Below are 14129 nucleotides of genomic sequence, written 5' to 3' on the forward strand. Positions count from 1 at the left end.
ATGCCAGACTTTAAAGAATTTAATGCAAGTATTGTCCCGCTCGCGGGAAGCAACCTGATCGAAGCAAGTGCCGGAACCGGTAAGACGTATTCTATTGCCGTGCTTAGTTTACGGCTGATTTTGGAGAATGAGATCCCGATAAAAGAAATTCTCATGGTCACCTTTACCAAGGCTGCAGTGGCGGAGCTGGAGGAACGTATTCGATTGTTCATACGGCAAGCGTATAAGGTAAGTCGCGGGGAAGACATTACTGACACGACCATCACCGGCTTGGTGCAAACTGCGATCAATAGGGCAGGCTTAGAAAAAGCACAGGCTTTGCTTCAGGAGGCTGTTTTATTCCTGGATGAAACTTCCGTGCTGACTATCCATAGCTTTTGTCAGCAAACCTTGAATGAGTTCGCATTTGAGACCGGCCAGCTTTTTGGTGCCGAACTTGTTCAGGACACAAGTGCTATGTTACAGGATGAAATGAACAAATTCTGGCGCAGGCACGTCACCGTGATTCCCGTTGATCTGCTTCGACATCTGCAGCTTTCGGGCCTGAGTAGGGAAAGCATCGGTATGATAGTTAAGGAACATCTGACTGGAAAACGCTATTATAACTATAATGCATCAACCGATTATACTTGCTGTGAGGAAGAACATCTAGCGCTGCTTGAAGAGTTGAAAGTCATTGAAGTGGAAGAGTCCGGTTTGCGCGAGGCTTTGCTGGATCATGTAGTTGTCGAAATGGAAGACATCACGAAGAGTGGGAATTCAAATGCTTACTGCAGAAAGAACTTGGTGCAACAACTCGAAAATCCGGTGAAGTTCCTTGATCTGTTATGGTCTAAAAGAGATAAGGTGAACGTGATTAAGGTCTATCCGGCATTGCTCGAGCGATTGGAAATTTGTCATGAAGCGGTAGAGCGACGTCGTGATAAGATCAAGGAACTCATTCGTAAGCTGAACTGTCTGGCGATTAATGAAGTTTCAAAAGGAATTGATTTTCATAAATCTGCAAACAATCAGATGTCCTATGATGATTTGATTCAGAATCTACACAAAGCACTGGTTACTCGAGAAAATGTGGAACTTGTTGCTTGTCTTCGGACCAAGTATAAGGCTGTATTTATCGATGAGTTTCAGGATACAGATCGTATGCAGTATGAGATATTTCAAAAAGCATACGGTCAAAACACAATCCTCTTTTACATAGGCGACCCGAAACAGTCCATCTACGCCTGGAGAAAGGCAGATATTTTCACCTACTTCAAGGCACAGGAGCAAGTGGAGCATTTGTATAGCATGAACAACAATTACAGATCATCCGAATCCTACATAGAAGCGATGAACCTGTTTTTCAAACCTCATGAGGACTTTGATACTTTCCATTTTCAACAGGCGGAATCTGCCATCGAGTACATCCATGTGGATTCTCCAGTACCCAATGGCAAGGGTGAACTATGTTATGAAAATCAGGCAGACGTACCCATGTCCATTATCACCGCTGCCAAAAAGGACGACCTTTGTGAGGCGGTTACCGCACAGGTAGTTGAGCTACTATCTTCAAACGCGTATACCATCAAAAAAGATCATGGCCAAAGATCCGTTAGACCTGCAGATATTGGCATCCTCGTGAGGGGAAACAAAGAAGGGCAGCTAATTAAACGTCAGCTCTCAAAATTCGGGATTCCCGCGGTGACGATTGGAGAGGCAAAGGTCTTGCAGTCTGATGAAAGCAGCTATTTATTGTATGTTTTGCAGGCCATGAACGACATCTCCATGGCTTCCATTAACAAGGCATTGTTATCGCCTTTTACGGGTTTTACAGACGCTGAAATCCGTGATATGGATGAGGAGCATGCTATCGAGCTTTTCAAAAAATATAAGGCCCTTTGGGAAAAAGACGGCATCTATCCGGCATTACAGGCGTTCGTTGCCGACTACCAGGTAAAGCAAGTCTTGCTATATAGAAATACGGCATCCGGTGAGCGGATCTTAACCAACTTATTTCAATTGATTGAACTGCTGCACAAGGTTCAGAGTACAAAAAAGCTTGTACCGCTCGAGGTCTTAAGTTGGCTGAAGCGCGGTATGGAGGGCATGGAAAACACGGGAGATGAGTTTGAGCAACGTATCGAAAGTGATGAAGAATCAATTAAAATCGTAACCATACATAAAAGCAAGGGATTGGAGTATAACATTGTTCTAGCGCCTTTCCTGGACCTGATGGTAACGAATAAACATTCACATTGCAGTTACCGCGATGCCCTTACCGGTGAGTACGTTTCCCTTGAAAAAGCGTCGTTGAATGCTGAGCAAAAAGAGGCTTATGAAACCCAGCTTGAACAAGAGAACAGGAGGCTGGTCTATGTTGCAGTGACTCGAGCGGTTTATAAATGCTTTCTGTTTAAGAACAGTACGGGTAGATTCAACAACTCATCCCTTTCCGTTTTTCTGAGAGCGCTTTACCAGGCACCCACACAGTTAATTAAATTCATAAACGAAAAGCTTGAAGTTTCATCGGAATACTCCTATGCAAGCCCGGAAATTCCACTTTCCCGGATAAGCGCTAAGCCGGTAAGGTTTGAACTTGCTCAGCAAAACTGGCAGAAAATGAGCTATTCCATGTTGAAGCGAAGACATGATATTAGCCTGAGAAGTCCTGCCGCGGTGCAGGAGGACAAGTACGATCACTTCATGTTTTCGCAACTTCTTAAAGGTGCAACGACAGGAAACATGTTGCACAACATCTTTGAGAATATAGCCTTCAACCATAACGGAAAATGGGATTATGCAATCAGGAATGCGGTACAACGATTTGCACCACTGCAATCAGAACGTTATACCGAAATGCTGAAAATGATGCTGGATCAGGTATTAAATGCTTCAATCGACCTTGGTGAAGATCGGTTCCGGTTAGCTGATGTAAATACATCCAAAAGCATTCATGAGCTTGAATTTGATTTCAGGGTTTCTCCTTTTCAGGTAAACGATTTAAATCGTCTTGGAACGGAAGACATGAACATAGCGGTGAACGAATATAGGGAGCTTGAAGGGGTGATGAATGGTAAAATAGATTTGTTTTTTGAACACGGGGGTAAATACTTCGTGCTCGACTGGAAATCCAACCATCTGGGGAACACACTGTCGGATTATTCCAGTGAACGTCTACAGAACGCTATGAATGAAAATAATTACCACTTGCAATACTTGCTTTATACGTTGGCGATAAAGAAATATCTGAAAAGTCGCCTGTCTGCGTTCGATTACGACACACAGTTTGGTGGTGTAATTTATTTGTTTGTACGGGGACTTCGAAAGGATCTTCCCCATGGTGTGTTTGCAACAAAGCCTCAAAAGCAAGTGATAGAAAAGTTAGAATGGCTGTTTTCACAACCTGAAATGGTGGAAACCATTTAGGGAAAACTCAAGATATCTTTTAGAGAATTAAAATATTTATTTGTATGACACAAACTGATCGCCTGCGTAAGTGGGACGAGTTGATCCGGCAAAAACGCTACCCGGGCATTCAGAATTATAATGAACTTGTCCAATCGGGTTCGCCGATTGCGGAGAGAACCCTTGAAAAGGATATTAGTAAGCTTAAGGCTATTGTCAGAAATAAATACCCTGATGAAAAGCAACCAGTTCGTTTTAGCAGGCAAAAAGGTGGTTATTACTATGCAGCTGAATATGCTGCATTCAATGATTTCGACCGGAAGGATATGCGCAGCTTGCTTGATATTTGCCGGTCATTACATGGCTATGAACATTTGTTCAGTGGAAATGAAGGACAGAATATCCTCTATAAATTGAAAGCTTTAGCCAAAGAAAAGAATCTTGAAAATGATATGGATTCCATTCACTGGCGACCCGTTGTACTAAACAAAGAGGGCAGGATGGAAGGTCAGGAGCATTTTGATGATCTTGTAAGTTGCATTGAGCAACTTCAGTCGATTGATCTGCATTACCTGCCATTTGAGCGTAAATCGTATACATCATATCGGGTGTTGCCGGTATTGCTCAAAGAATGGCAGAATTGCTGGTATATGCTCGCTTATCCCTTGAAAGACTGGGATGGTAAAAGTAAAATCTATCTGCGGGTGAATGATTTGAAAGTTTTTGGATTAAACCGGGTTGTAAGGGTACTCCAACAAGGGCAGCATTTTAGGGACCACATTGCGAATCTTAAAAATTTCAATCCGCACAAGTATTTTGAACATGCTTTCGGAATCTTCCGCACAAACCTTGATGCCGCACCGACGGTCTATCAGTTAAAGCTGGAAACAGCTGACTTGTGGATGTATGGATATCTAAAGAAAACGCCGATTCATCCTACATTCAATATCGTTGAAGATGATCCGGAGCGGAATTACATCCGGTTTACGATTGACTTAGAATGGAGTCCGGAATTAACAGGTTTCCTGCTGCAATTTTCGCCCAGATTGAAGTTAATTGGGAACAAAGAGGTGCTAAGCAAATTTAAAAGTTGCATCACATCAATAACGAATTTATACGATTTGTAGGACTTCTAATCGACTTTCATTATATCCATTTATCGCCTATGAAATTTCTTTGTTTATCAGATACCCACGGTAAGCACCGGCTCTTGAAAAGCCTACCACAAGCTGATGTCATCATTCATGCCGGTGACTTGAGTAAAGATGGAACTGAAAGGTCTTGCATGGATTTCATGAATTGGTATAGCAAACTTGATTATGAGCATAAAATCTTCATTGCTGGTAATCATGACTTTTTCTTTGAAGAAGCTTCAGCGCAATACATAAGCAAGGTGCTGCCTGAAAACCTGGTGTATTTAAACGATAGCGGTATAACCATTAACGGTATAAATATCTGGGGATCACCTGTAACCCCAAGATTTTTTGACTGGGCCTTCAATCGCGATAGAGGTAGGGTCATCAATAAACATTGGAAACATATTCCAGCTATAACAGATATTTTGGTTACCCATGGCCCACCTATGGGAATTCTTGACAGGGTTGGTCTCAATGACCATGTTGGTTGTGCAGACCTTCTAAGGCACGTGAAGCGAATAAAGCCTAAGTTTCACGTTTTTGGCCACATACACGGGTCCTATGGACGATGGAATAGGCCAAATACACAGTACATCAATGCCAGTGTTGTCGATGACAGCTACGATGTTAAGAATGTACCCCTGGGATTTAGCTTGTGATTCAAGTTTGATGCCCTCCAGATTGCACTCGAAAATCTTTCTTTAGAGAGGTTACTTTGCTTCTTTCGTTAAGGTAATGGCACTGTTCAATGCAGCTGAAAGACCATCTTTAAATTTTATGAAATCATCTTGACGATCTGCTTCTTCACTCAGCTTTAGTGAATTCCGAACCAGTTTCACTTGTGGAAGATCTTTTTCGTAAGCCTCGGTAAAGATGTCTGGATTTTTATTTTTTAGTATTCTAATGGTATGAGAATACTGCTCATAAATGTCTGTGATGATTGCCAGACTCTTGTCGTCGTAAATTGTTAAAGCATTAACCTTTGTGGATAGCTTTTCCAGCTTTCCCCTTTCTTTTGCGTAACCCATATTCGTCAAAGATACTGTTTCAGCCTCATTTATCCCCTTATTTGGTAATTGCTCCGCTCCAAAAGATTGGTCTAGGCGGAATGAGGCCGTTGTTTATGAGGTGAGTTTAATTTGTTCGCCATCAATTAGCGCTACCTGCCTGCCCATTTTTTTCTGTATGACGCCAAAATGGTCAAGCTCGTTCGTACTAATCAAGGAAATTGCATCACCCTGTGACCCAGCACGTCCGGTTCGCCCAATCCGGTGAATATAATCCTTTGGTGAGCGCGGCAATTCATAATTAATGACGAAAGGCAAGGCATCGATGTCAATTCCTCTTGCCATCAAATCGGTTGCCACCAATACACGCAGATTCCCGGATTTAAATTGTGCAAGTGCTTCCGTCCTGGAACCCTGGCTTTTCTTGCTGTGGATTGCTTTTGCGTCGATGTTGTTTTTACGTAATTTATTTACAATGGCATCCACCTGATGTACGGAGGATGCAAATACCAATACCTGTTTCATTTCATAATGCTTGATCAGGTAGCGCAAAAAAGGACCTTTCTTATCGTCTGATATGATATAAGCTACTTGTTTGATCAGGTCAATGGAATCCTCCTCAGCATCAATTTTAATTGAAATAGGATCTTTTAGCAGTAGCTGCTGAATATTTTGCACCTCCTCGCTTAGCGTGGCAGAAAATAGAACGTTTTGACGTTCCGGAGGGAGCAGACTTATAATCTTATCCATGTCTTCTTTAAACCCTAAATTCAACATCTTATCCGCTTCATCTAATATCAATGTTTCAACAGCAGAGAGGGAAGTGGCATTTGAACCCAGTAAATCCAGAAGCCTGCCTGGTGTGGCGATCAGTACATGCACGCCTTGAAGCCCCATCATCTGTGGGTTGATGGATACGCCCCCATATACCGCTAGGGTTTTAACGGGTTGCAGAAGATTTTTGCTGAATATCTTAAAAACCTCCTTTACCTGCTCGGCAAGTTCCCGGGTGGGTACCAGCACCAGTACATTCGCATGTCGATTCTTAACGAGTAGCCTTTCCTGTAAGTTCATCCAAATTGGCAAAACATAACTTGCCGTTTTACCCGAGCCAGTTTTGGCTATGCCTAAAACATCCTTTTTACTCAAAATTGCTGGAATCGCTTTTTCCTGGATCGGGGTAGGTTTGGAGAAATGCTGATCAGTCAGGGTTTTTAATAAAACATCCGAAAGACCTAAGGTATCAAAAGTCATATTACTTGATTTTTGCGTAAAAGTAGGTAAAATGGTTTAATCAAAAACCTGAGTTCCAGAGCCACCAATCGCCCAGGCACCAAAGAAACAAATCGCAGAAGGAATAACCCAGCCCAGCTCGTATTCAAAAAGCGGAATATGGTTCAAAACTTCGATGTTTGCTCCGCTTAGCAGCGAGTAGTGCTTCAGCAGATGAAATACAGCGATTAACGTTGATGCTAACAATGCATAGATATAGGGCTTACGGTTCTTGACAATTGAGCCAAAGAATACCGTGTAAAGTACCAGCGTTATTGCAATTGGATATACGAAACTTAAAATGGGATAAGCAAATGAAATGATGTTATCTACGCCCGTAATGGAAAGTACACAAGAAGCAATACAGCAAACAGTGACCAGTAATTTGTAACTCAGTTTCCCTTTCGTAAGTGAGGAAAAGAAAGTTCCAAATGCAGCAACTAAAGCGATGGATGTTGTTAAACATGCAAGTGCAATGGAGATGGCAATACCGATCTTTCCATAAGGTCCGAGTATGGTCTGGGAGATATGCATCAGGAGCTCGGAACGTTTAATTTCCGTTCCTGATATTCCAGAGGTAGCACCTAGATAAATCAGTCCGCCGTAAATGATGAAGAGAAAAATCGATGATAGCGCACCGGCAGTGATTACCACCTGCATTTTAGTTCGGGTAGTCTGATACCCCTTGGTCCGGGCTGCGGTAATGATGATTCCTGCGAAGATCACCGAGGCAAGAACATCGAGTGTTTGATAGCCATCGATAAACCCCAGGGTAAACGATTGTGCTGTGCTGAGTTCTGAAGTACCAAAGCCAGCAATTGGCGAAAGTATGCCAAGCAGGATTAGGCTGATCAGCAAAATCAAGAGTAATGGTGTAAGGATATTACCAATGATGTCGACCACGCGGGATGGTTTTATCGTCAGGAACCAGGTCACGACGAAAAAGATCAGGGAAGTCAGGATCGGGCTTGTTCCCGGGAAGGAAGGTAAAACGCCCACTTCATAGGTCGTCGCTGCGGTTCGCGGAATTGCGATCAGCGGACCAATGCAGAGCATGATTATCGTCCCCAAGATTGGTGAAAGCAGTGGGTGGATTTTAGCACCAAGATCTTCGAATTTGTCCCCGGCATTAACAACAGATAGGATGCCCAAAAAGGGGAGTAGGATACCGGTTAGCCCGAAAGCTAGAATGGTGATCCATACATGATCGCCGATTTGTATGCCAATAAACGGTGGGAGCAGTAAATTGCCTGCTCCAAAGAACATGGCGAATAAGGCAAAGCCTATGGTAATGATGTCTCTAGTCTTTTTATTCAAATCTTTGGTATTAGTTAAAGTTCCGAGCGAAAGAATCTGCAAAGTAGCTATTTCGCGTTATTTAACCGAACGTAGATTGGCAATTTCTTTATGCCTTCAAGGATTTTTTCTGAGCCTATTGACCAAAATATAATTTCTCAGAGCGTAAATTGTTGTGGACTTGCATCAATTGTCTAGTTTTGTGTAAAACAAGTTTTAGTTCATACAAGATGAATGGCATATTAGCATGGAAACATTGGCAGGTTTTTATTGTCATGATGATAGGAGGTGTATGCTCCAACTTTGAAGTTGAATGGAGCCCGCAATGGACCACCGGTATAAGAATTCTTGGATTCATGCTGTATTCAATATGGCCGATTCTTGTGGCAAACGAACTACAGCAATTGTTGCCAAAAAGGTTGCCGCTTTACTTTAACTTTTTCCTGATAAATACCTTTGTATGGCTGGCTTTTTTCTTCGGCAGCATCATTATATCTAATGGTGAGGGCATAAGGATCACCGGACTGTTGGTAATTCCAGGATTTTATGTAGTTTTCGCCTATTTTTATTCGCTGGCTTATCCAGTAAAAGTTTTAAATTCCATTGAAAAACAACAAGTAGCGAGATTAAGTCAATATATTGGTGATCTGCTCCTGATTTCGTTTTTGCCACTCGGTGTGTGGTTCTTGCAACCCAGAATCAATGCAGTCCTGGCCAAGTATAGGCTGGCGCAACTAGAACAGCAACAACGTGATCAGAACAGATTGTTAGAAGCTTAGTCGGCCGATCAGCTTAATTAATGGCCGTTTCACGTTGCCCGTAAATAGATAACGATGAAAAATATCCTGTTGATTGTTATTTTACTTCTGTTTAGTTCGAGGATAAGCTCTGCTCAGGAAAAGATTGAAACCTACTTCGTCCTGAGTTTGAACGGCCAACAGGTATTGACAAAAAATTTAATGATGTCCCCAACTATGGTGAAAGACCTTGAAGTCGTAAGCCGGCCAGACATCCCCAGATACTTTTCAGGAAAGGTCGACAAGGTTGTGCTACTTAAAATAATTCCCGCCGCATCGGTTCGTCTAATCAGCTTACATCAACTCTATAAAATGTATAAAATTGATGTAAAAAGCCAATCATTGCCAATCATGTTAGATGGTGATATTATAAAGGATGCCACGAATTTTCTGATTGATGAAAGTTCCTTGAAATCTGCTCCGGTAATTGATAGCACTTTTGTGATCACGTCCGATCTCAAAGAACAATCAAGATCAAAAATGTCGGCGAAATAAGGGTTTTCATCCAAAACTATTTTAGCTTGAGGCTGATCATTGAACGGGCTGCTGAGGGCCTGGGTTCCTATTCGTATTTCAAGGCATCTACAGGATTGGCTTTTGCCACTTTGAAACTCTGCATACTCAGCGTAAGTACTGCAATTGCCAGCGAGAGCCCTGCGGCCATCAGGTACGGCCAAACACCAATGCTGACCTTGTAATCGTATGTTTTTAGCCAGTTCGTCAATAAAACATAGGCAATCGGAATAGCAATTACATTGGCAATGAGTACGAGTTTTAAGAAGTCCTTATTTAGCAGCAGGAGTATGCTTTTCAGATCTGCACCCAGCACCTTCCGGATACTAATCTCCCGTTTACGTTGCTCCGCCATATACAGTGCTAATCCAAACAGGCCCAGACAGGAAATCAGAATGGCAAAGCTTCCGAAAATTTTGGAAAGTACGCTGAGTAACTGCTCTGCTCTTAGCTTTTGTTTCATTCCCTCATCGATAAAGTTTAACTCCGGCGGATAAGCTGGATTCATTTGCACGCAAATGGCGCTGATGGCCTTAACCGCAGTATGTAACGGTTTGTCGGGATTTAACCGGAGCAGCAATATCCTGCTGCTTGTTGGGTTATAGTAGAAAATGGTAGCGCCTGGCTTATTTCTTACATTTTGATTATGATGGTTGTTTACAATGCCGATGATCTTCATTTGCTGATCTCCCCAAGTGATGGCCGTACCCACCGGATGTTTTAATGCCATCATCTTTGCCGCCTCCTCATTAAGCAGAACGCCACTGGCGGTGTCGGAAGCAAGTTGTCTGGAGAAGTCAGCACCCGCCACCAGTTTTGCCCCAAGGGTGCGAACGAAATCGTAACCCACACTGCGGTAGTCGATGATATAATTATCATTCTGGTTTTTGCCGGGCCAGTTGAAATCGCCGGTGATGGTTCCACCGTTCGCCGTAAAGTCTGCAGCAAACTCCGTTGCAGAAACAATGATGTTCTGTGCTTGCAACGTGCTCTTAAGGACCTCCACTTTCTTTGGGTCCGCAAATTCCCCTTCAAGCGCGAGCTGCACCAGATTGTTCTGATCAAAGCCTAAAGGCTTATTCTTGATAAACTGAATTTGTGCATAAACGATGCTTGCACCCACAATCATAATCACGGACAGGCTAAACTGGAATACCACCAGCAGCTTTCGGATGGACACAGAGCCTTTGCCGATTGTTGCGGAACCTTTCAGCACCTTAACCGCCTGGAAAGAAGACAAATAGAAAGCAGGATAACAACCGGCGAGAAAACCCGTGATCAGGATGAGCGTGAACAGTGAACCCAGGAATAAGGGGGATTGATAATCTATCGTGATCACGATCTCCAGCAGTTGGTTGAAATAGGGCAGGCTTAACTCTATTAGTACCAGGGCGAGCAGCGTGGCCAGGAAAGACATCAATATGGATTCCGTTAAAAACTGCATGATCAAGGTTTTCCGGTTTGATCCCAGCGCTTTTCTGACACCGACTTCCCTTGCCCGTTTCTCTGATCTTGCCGTAGAAAGGTTCATGTAATTGATACTGGCAATAACCAGTACGCAGAATGCCAGAAAAAAGAAAAGTCGTACCTGATCTATTCTGCCGCCTACAAGTTTACCTTGCTGAAATTCGTCATACAACTGGAACTTGCTGTATGGAAATAGAAAAACCTCCAGCTGCGTTTCCGGATGATGCTTCTTGATGAGCTTCCTTAGCGCAGCATCTGCCACGCTGAAATTCGCATTTTCCTGTAGCTTGAAAACCGTTGAACAGTTGATACTTCCCCAACCATCATTTACTTCATTGGGGTATAGCTCCTGGTAAAAAGCCCAGGTTTGCAGGGCATCGAATTGCATGCTCTGGTTTTTAGGTAGGTCGGCAATAACAGCAGTTACCTGGAGTACTTTTCTATTGTCCCACATCAGACTTTTGCCGATCGGCTCTTCCTCACCAAACAGTTTTTTAGCTGCACTTTCCGTAAGAATTACCGCATTCGGCTGGTTCAGGGCTGTTGCCGCATCACCCTTCAGAAAGGGATAATCAAATATCTTCAGAAAGCTAGCATCTACACAGTTGTATGTCAGCTTGATCTTGTTTTGTTTGTAGTTGTACAGCTTATACTCTTCATCACTGATCCTTGCAGCGAATTGAATAGCCGGGATCTCCTGACTCGCAGCAGGAGCGAGCTTGTTTGGTGTCGCTTCCAGGGTCACCAGATTGGAGCTTAACTTCAGATTTAGTTTGGCAAAGTAGATCCGGTCAATGTCCTTGAACTGTTTATCATAACTCCATTCATAATTGACATACAACAACAGCAGCATGCAGGAAGCAATGCCAATGGCGAGTCCTCCAATATTAATTGCAGTGAAGCCAGGATGTTTACGGATGTTTCTTAGGGCTATTCTGAAGTTGAGTGCGAGCATATTTTGTTTTTTCCTGGCATGGCGATTAACATGCCAGATTAAACGGGCTTTGTAAACGCTTCATAATGACGAAAGTACATAAAACTGGTATTTAAGCTGTTCAATAACGGACAGCAAATGTTCGACAATGAACAGTGCTGCAGCGATGCTGAGAACAGCTGATTGCTTCAAAATCCCTATCTTCGTGGTACAAGCATCAGCATAGAGCCGATAAAAGCACTTTATCTTTACCATTATGAAACGTCTACCATTGTTAACCCTCGCATTTTGCACGATAGCCTTCGGTGCATGCAGCATCTTCAAAAAGCCGGCGGCGCAAAGCCAACAAGCCGCTGTGATCACCGACCGGAAATGGAAGCTGGTTGAGCTTGAAGGACAACCCGTAGCGGATAAGATCAATGGCAAAGAACCATTTCTCCTGCTTCAAACCACAGATAATCGCTATTCAGCTTCTGGTGGTTGCAATGGAATTGGAGGAAATTTCACTCTGGAAGGGCAGGGAAGGATCAGGTTCTCCGCGGGCATGTCGACCAAAATGGCTTGTGAGGACATGTCGATCGAAAATGGGCTAAGTAAAGTCTTCACCTTGGCGGATAATTACAGCATCAGTGGGGATAGCCTTTCGATAAATAAAGCCCGCATGGCACCGCTTGCACGTTTCATCGCGCTTAAATAGGTACGATTTCACATACTTCCACATGATGTCACATTAAACATGGTAACTGCCTCATAGCTTTTTGTTTATATATTTGGTTGCGTGCTCAACTCCACTGTAACCAAATCCATAAACATATGAAAACCTTAAGTAAAATCTGGATGAGTGCCTCGATGCTATTCGTCCTAAACCTTTCATGCACTAAAAATGAACAAGCCGCATCGCCTGAACCTCTTGCCGAGACCAAGAAATACCAGTTAAGTGTGCCTTTGGAAGACGGGAGGAGGTTCATCGAGACAAAGGTTCAGCCCAATACGGTGTTATTGAACACCCGGCAGGCACCAGTTTCCACAGGATATACCCAAATACAAGTGCCTGATGAGGCATACCGCAAGGCTACCACTTTAATGAAGATCAAAAATCCGGGGGATTTCAGCATCATCAATTGTATCGCAGATCAATTACTTAAGGTTACCTTCACGGACAGTGTAAGAAGAATGCCTGGCTACCCGACCGGTTGGACAGCAGTCTGGAACAGCAAGCCTAACGTGGAACACGAAGCGCCAGCAGTGCTATATACCAGACAGCAAAACCGCCTTACCCTGCAGCTATCGAAGTATGTGACCACCTTTGGATTTGAACTTGCACCTAATCTTTATGATGCCTATCCTTTTTCCGTTGGTTACTATGATAGTAGAGAAAATCCTCAGGTAGCTAGTTTAGTGCAGGTTGCTTCAACACCTGCTGGGGCAAAGCTTTTCGCAGTTACTGCTTTGAAACCCTTTAATGTGATTGAAATTGCTTATGCACGTGATGGTGAAAATATAAATAATCCATATGGTTTTGCAATTGCCAACATCAGGTATAAATTGGCAAAATAGTACAATACTGAACAAATATTTACAACTTTTGGCACAATGTCGTTAACACACTTTTGATTTATGTTATTAAAGCTATATTTGTGATGAGAGCGTTAATTAATGATGAGGGCAGCCGAGAGGTCGCCCTTTTCTATTTTATGGCCTTTTAGATTATTTTGATCCTACGAAGTTCAGGCCGGCTGTAATACCGTTTTCCGGAACGCAGATGGAGAGTGCTTTTATACCATTTCTACAAAGACCTGGCTGAGCGCATTAATTCTGAAGCCTTCGATTGACCCTTATCTCCATACATCGAGCAGTCGCCTGATGACAACAATTTCTGCAACATGATACGCAGTATGGTCTGCGATCTGAAGCGCTTCCCGTAAAAGTGTTTGCCCTTCGCCGTGTGGGAACGGGGTGTAGAGATCTCCTTGATGAATCAATTGTATGAAAGCTTCTAGGTCTTCCTGAATGGACCTTACACTGCATTCAAACGCTGCTTTGTCTTTTGGTGCAGTTTCCTTGGGCCAATAGTCCTCTGGCCAGTTCAATGCTTTATAGTCCGGGTTCCTGCAGAAATCTAACATATCAGCCTGTGCAATTCTGATGTGTTCAACCAGCTGCCAGATGCTATAGGGCAAGTTTTCTGGTGTTTGACCAAGCAGTGCTTCGGGAAGCTCGGCAATAGCATCTTCAAAACCTACATGGGCAGTTCCGCCCCGGAGCAGCTTTTCGAGTTCGGTAATCAAAACTTGATTGTCATTCTTCATCGTAATAGCAT

At 43.2% G+C, this 14129-nt stretch carries 12 protein-coding genes; 7 read left to right on the forward strand and 5 right to left on the reverse strand.

The features are described 5' to 3' along the window. From recB to ACTHQF_RS06105, 3 genes are read left to right on the forward strand one after another with little or no spacing between them, the layout of a single operon-like run. Nucleotides 1-3408: an exodeoxyribonuclease V subunit beta gene (gene recB, locus ACTHQF_RS06095; RefSeq protein WP_440429047.1), complete on the forward strand. Its 3408-nt coding sequence runs from the start codon at nt 1-3 to the stop codon at nt 3406-3408. A 44-nt stretch (nt 3409-3452) separates the two neighbouring features. Next, nucleotides 3453-4514, forward strand: coding sequence for a helix-turn-helix transcriptional regulator (locus ACTHQF_RS06100; protein WP_440429048.1), 1062 nt, complete (start codon nt 3453-3455; stop codon nt 4512-4514). Between the two features lie 38 nt (nt 4515-4552). Next, the gene (locus ACTHQF_RS06105; protein ID WP_440429049.1) at nt 4553-5182 is read left to right on the forward strand and encodes a metallophosphatase domain-containing protein; all 630 of its coding nucleotides are present in this window, start codon (nt 4553-4555) and stop codon (nt 5180-5182) included. A gap of 51 nt (nt 5183-5233) precedes the next feature. Here the strand turns inward: ACTHQF_RS06105 and ACTHQF_RS06110 are convergent, their stop codons facing one another. The 3 genes from ACTHQF_RS06110 to brnQ form a co-directional block, all read right to left on the reverse strand. Continuing rightward, nucleotides 5234-5551, reverse strand: coding sequence for a hypothetical protein (locus ACTHQF_RS06110; protein ID WP_440429050.1), 318 nt, complete (start codon nt 5549-5551; stop codon nt 5234-5236). A gap of 93 nt (nt 5552-5644) precedes the next feature. Beyond that, nucleotides 5645-6784, reverse strand: coding sequence for a DEAD/DEAH box helicase (locus ACTHQF_RS06115; RefSeq protein ID WP_440429051.1), 1140 nt, complete (start codon nt 6782-6784; stop codon nt 5645-5647). Between the two features lie 36 nt (nt 6785-6820). After that, complete coding sequence (brnQ, locus tag ACTHQF_RS06120; RefSeq protein ID WP_440429052.1) at nt 6821-8119, reverse strand: branched-chain amino acid transport system II carrier protein; 1299 nt, start codon at nt 8117-8119, stop codon at nt 6821-6823. 209 nt (nt 8120-8328) lie between these two features. On the opposite strand from brnQ, the gene ACTHQF_RS06125 reads away from it, so the two are divergent. Next, on the forward strand, nt 8329-8877 hold the full coding sequence (locus ACTHQF_RS06125) for a hypothetical protein (RefSeq protein WP_440429053.1): 549 nt from the start codon (nt 8329-8331) through the stop codon (nt 8875-8877). Nucleotides 8878-8931: 54 nt separating this feature from the next. Continuing rightward, nucleotides 8932-9390, forward strand: coding sequence for a hypothetical protein (locus ACTHQF_RS06130; protein ID WP_440429054.1), 459 nt, complete (start codon nt 8932-8934; stop codon nt 9388-9390). Nucleotides 9391-9457: 67 nt separating this feature from the next. Here the strand turns inward: ACTHQF_RS06130 and ACTHQF_RS06135 are convergent, their stop codons facing one another. Then, nucleotides 9458-11830 carry an ABC transporter permease gene (locus ACTHQF_RS06135; RefSeq protein ID WP_440429055.1) on the reverse strand — a complete coding sequence of 791 codons (2373 nt, stop codon included), beginning with the start codon at nt 11828-11830 and terminating at the stop codon, nt 9458-9460. 235 nt (nt 11831-12065) lie between these two features. Here ACTHQF_RS06135 and ACTHQF_RS06140 point away from each other — a divergent pair, with 235 nt between their 5' ends. Both ACTHQF_RS06140 and ACTHQF_RS06145 read left to right on the forward strand, forming a co-directional pair. Beyond that, a complete protein-coding gene (locus ACTHQF_RS06140) occupies nt 12066-12506 on the forward strand; it encodes an META domain-containing protein (protein ID WP_440429056.1) in 441 nt (146 codons plus the stop codon). Between the two features lie 116 nt (nt 12507-12622). After that, the gene (locus tag ACTHQF_RS06145; protein ID WP_440429058.1) at nt 12623-13366 is read left to right on the forward strand and encodes a hypothetical protein; all 744 of its coding nucleotides are present in this window, start codon (nt 12623-12625) and stop codon (nt 13364-13366) included. A 278-nt stretch (nt 13367-13644) separates the two neighbouring features. Here ACTHQF_RS06145 and ACTHQF_RS06150 read toward each other — a convergent pair whose 3' ends face one another. Then, on the reverse strand, nt 13645-14118 hold the full coding sequence (locus ACTHQF_RS06150) for a DinB family protein (RefSeq protein WP_440429059.1): 474 nt from the start codon (nt 14116-14118) through the stop codon (nt 13645-13647). Nucleotides 14119-14129: the final 11 nt, after the last annotated feature.

This window comes from Pedobacter sp. SAFR-022 (assembly GCF_051965375.1).
Classification (GTDB): Bacteria; Bacteroidota; Bacteroidia; order Sphingobacteriales; family Sphingobacteriaceae; genus Pedobacter.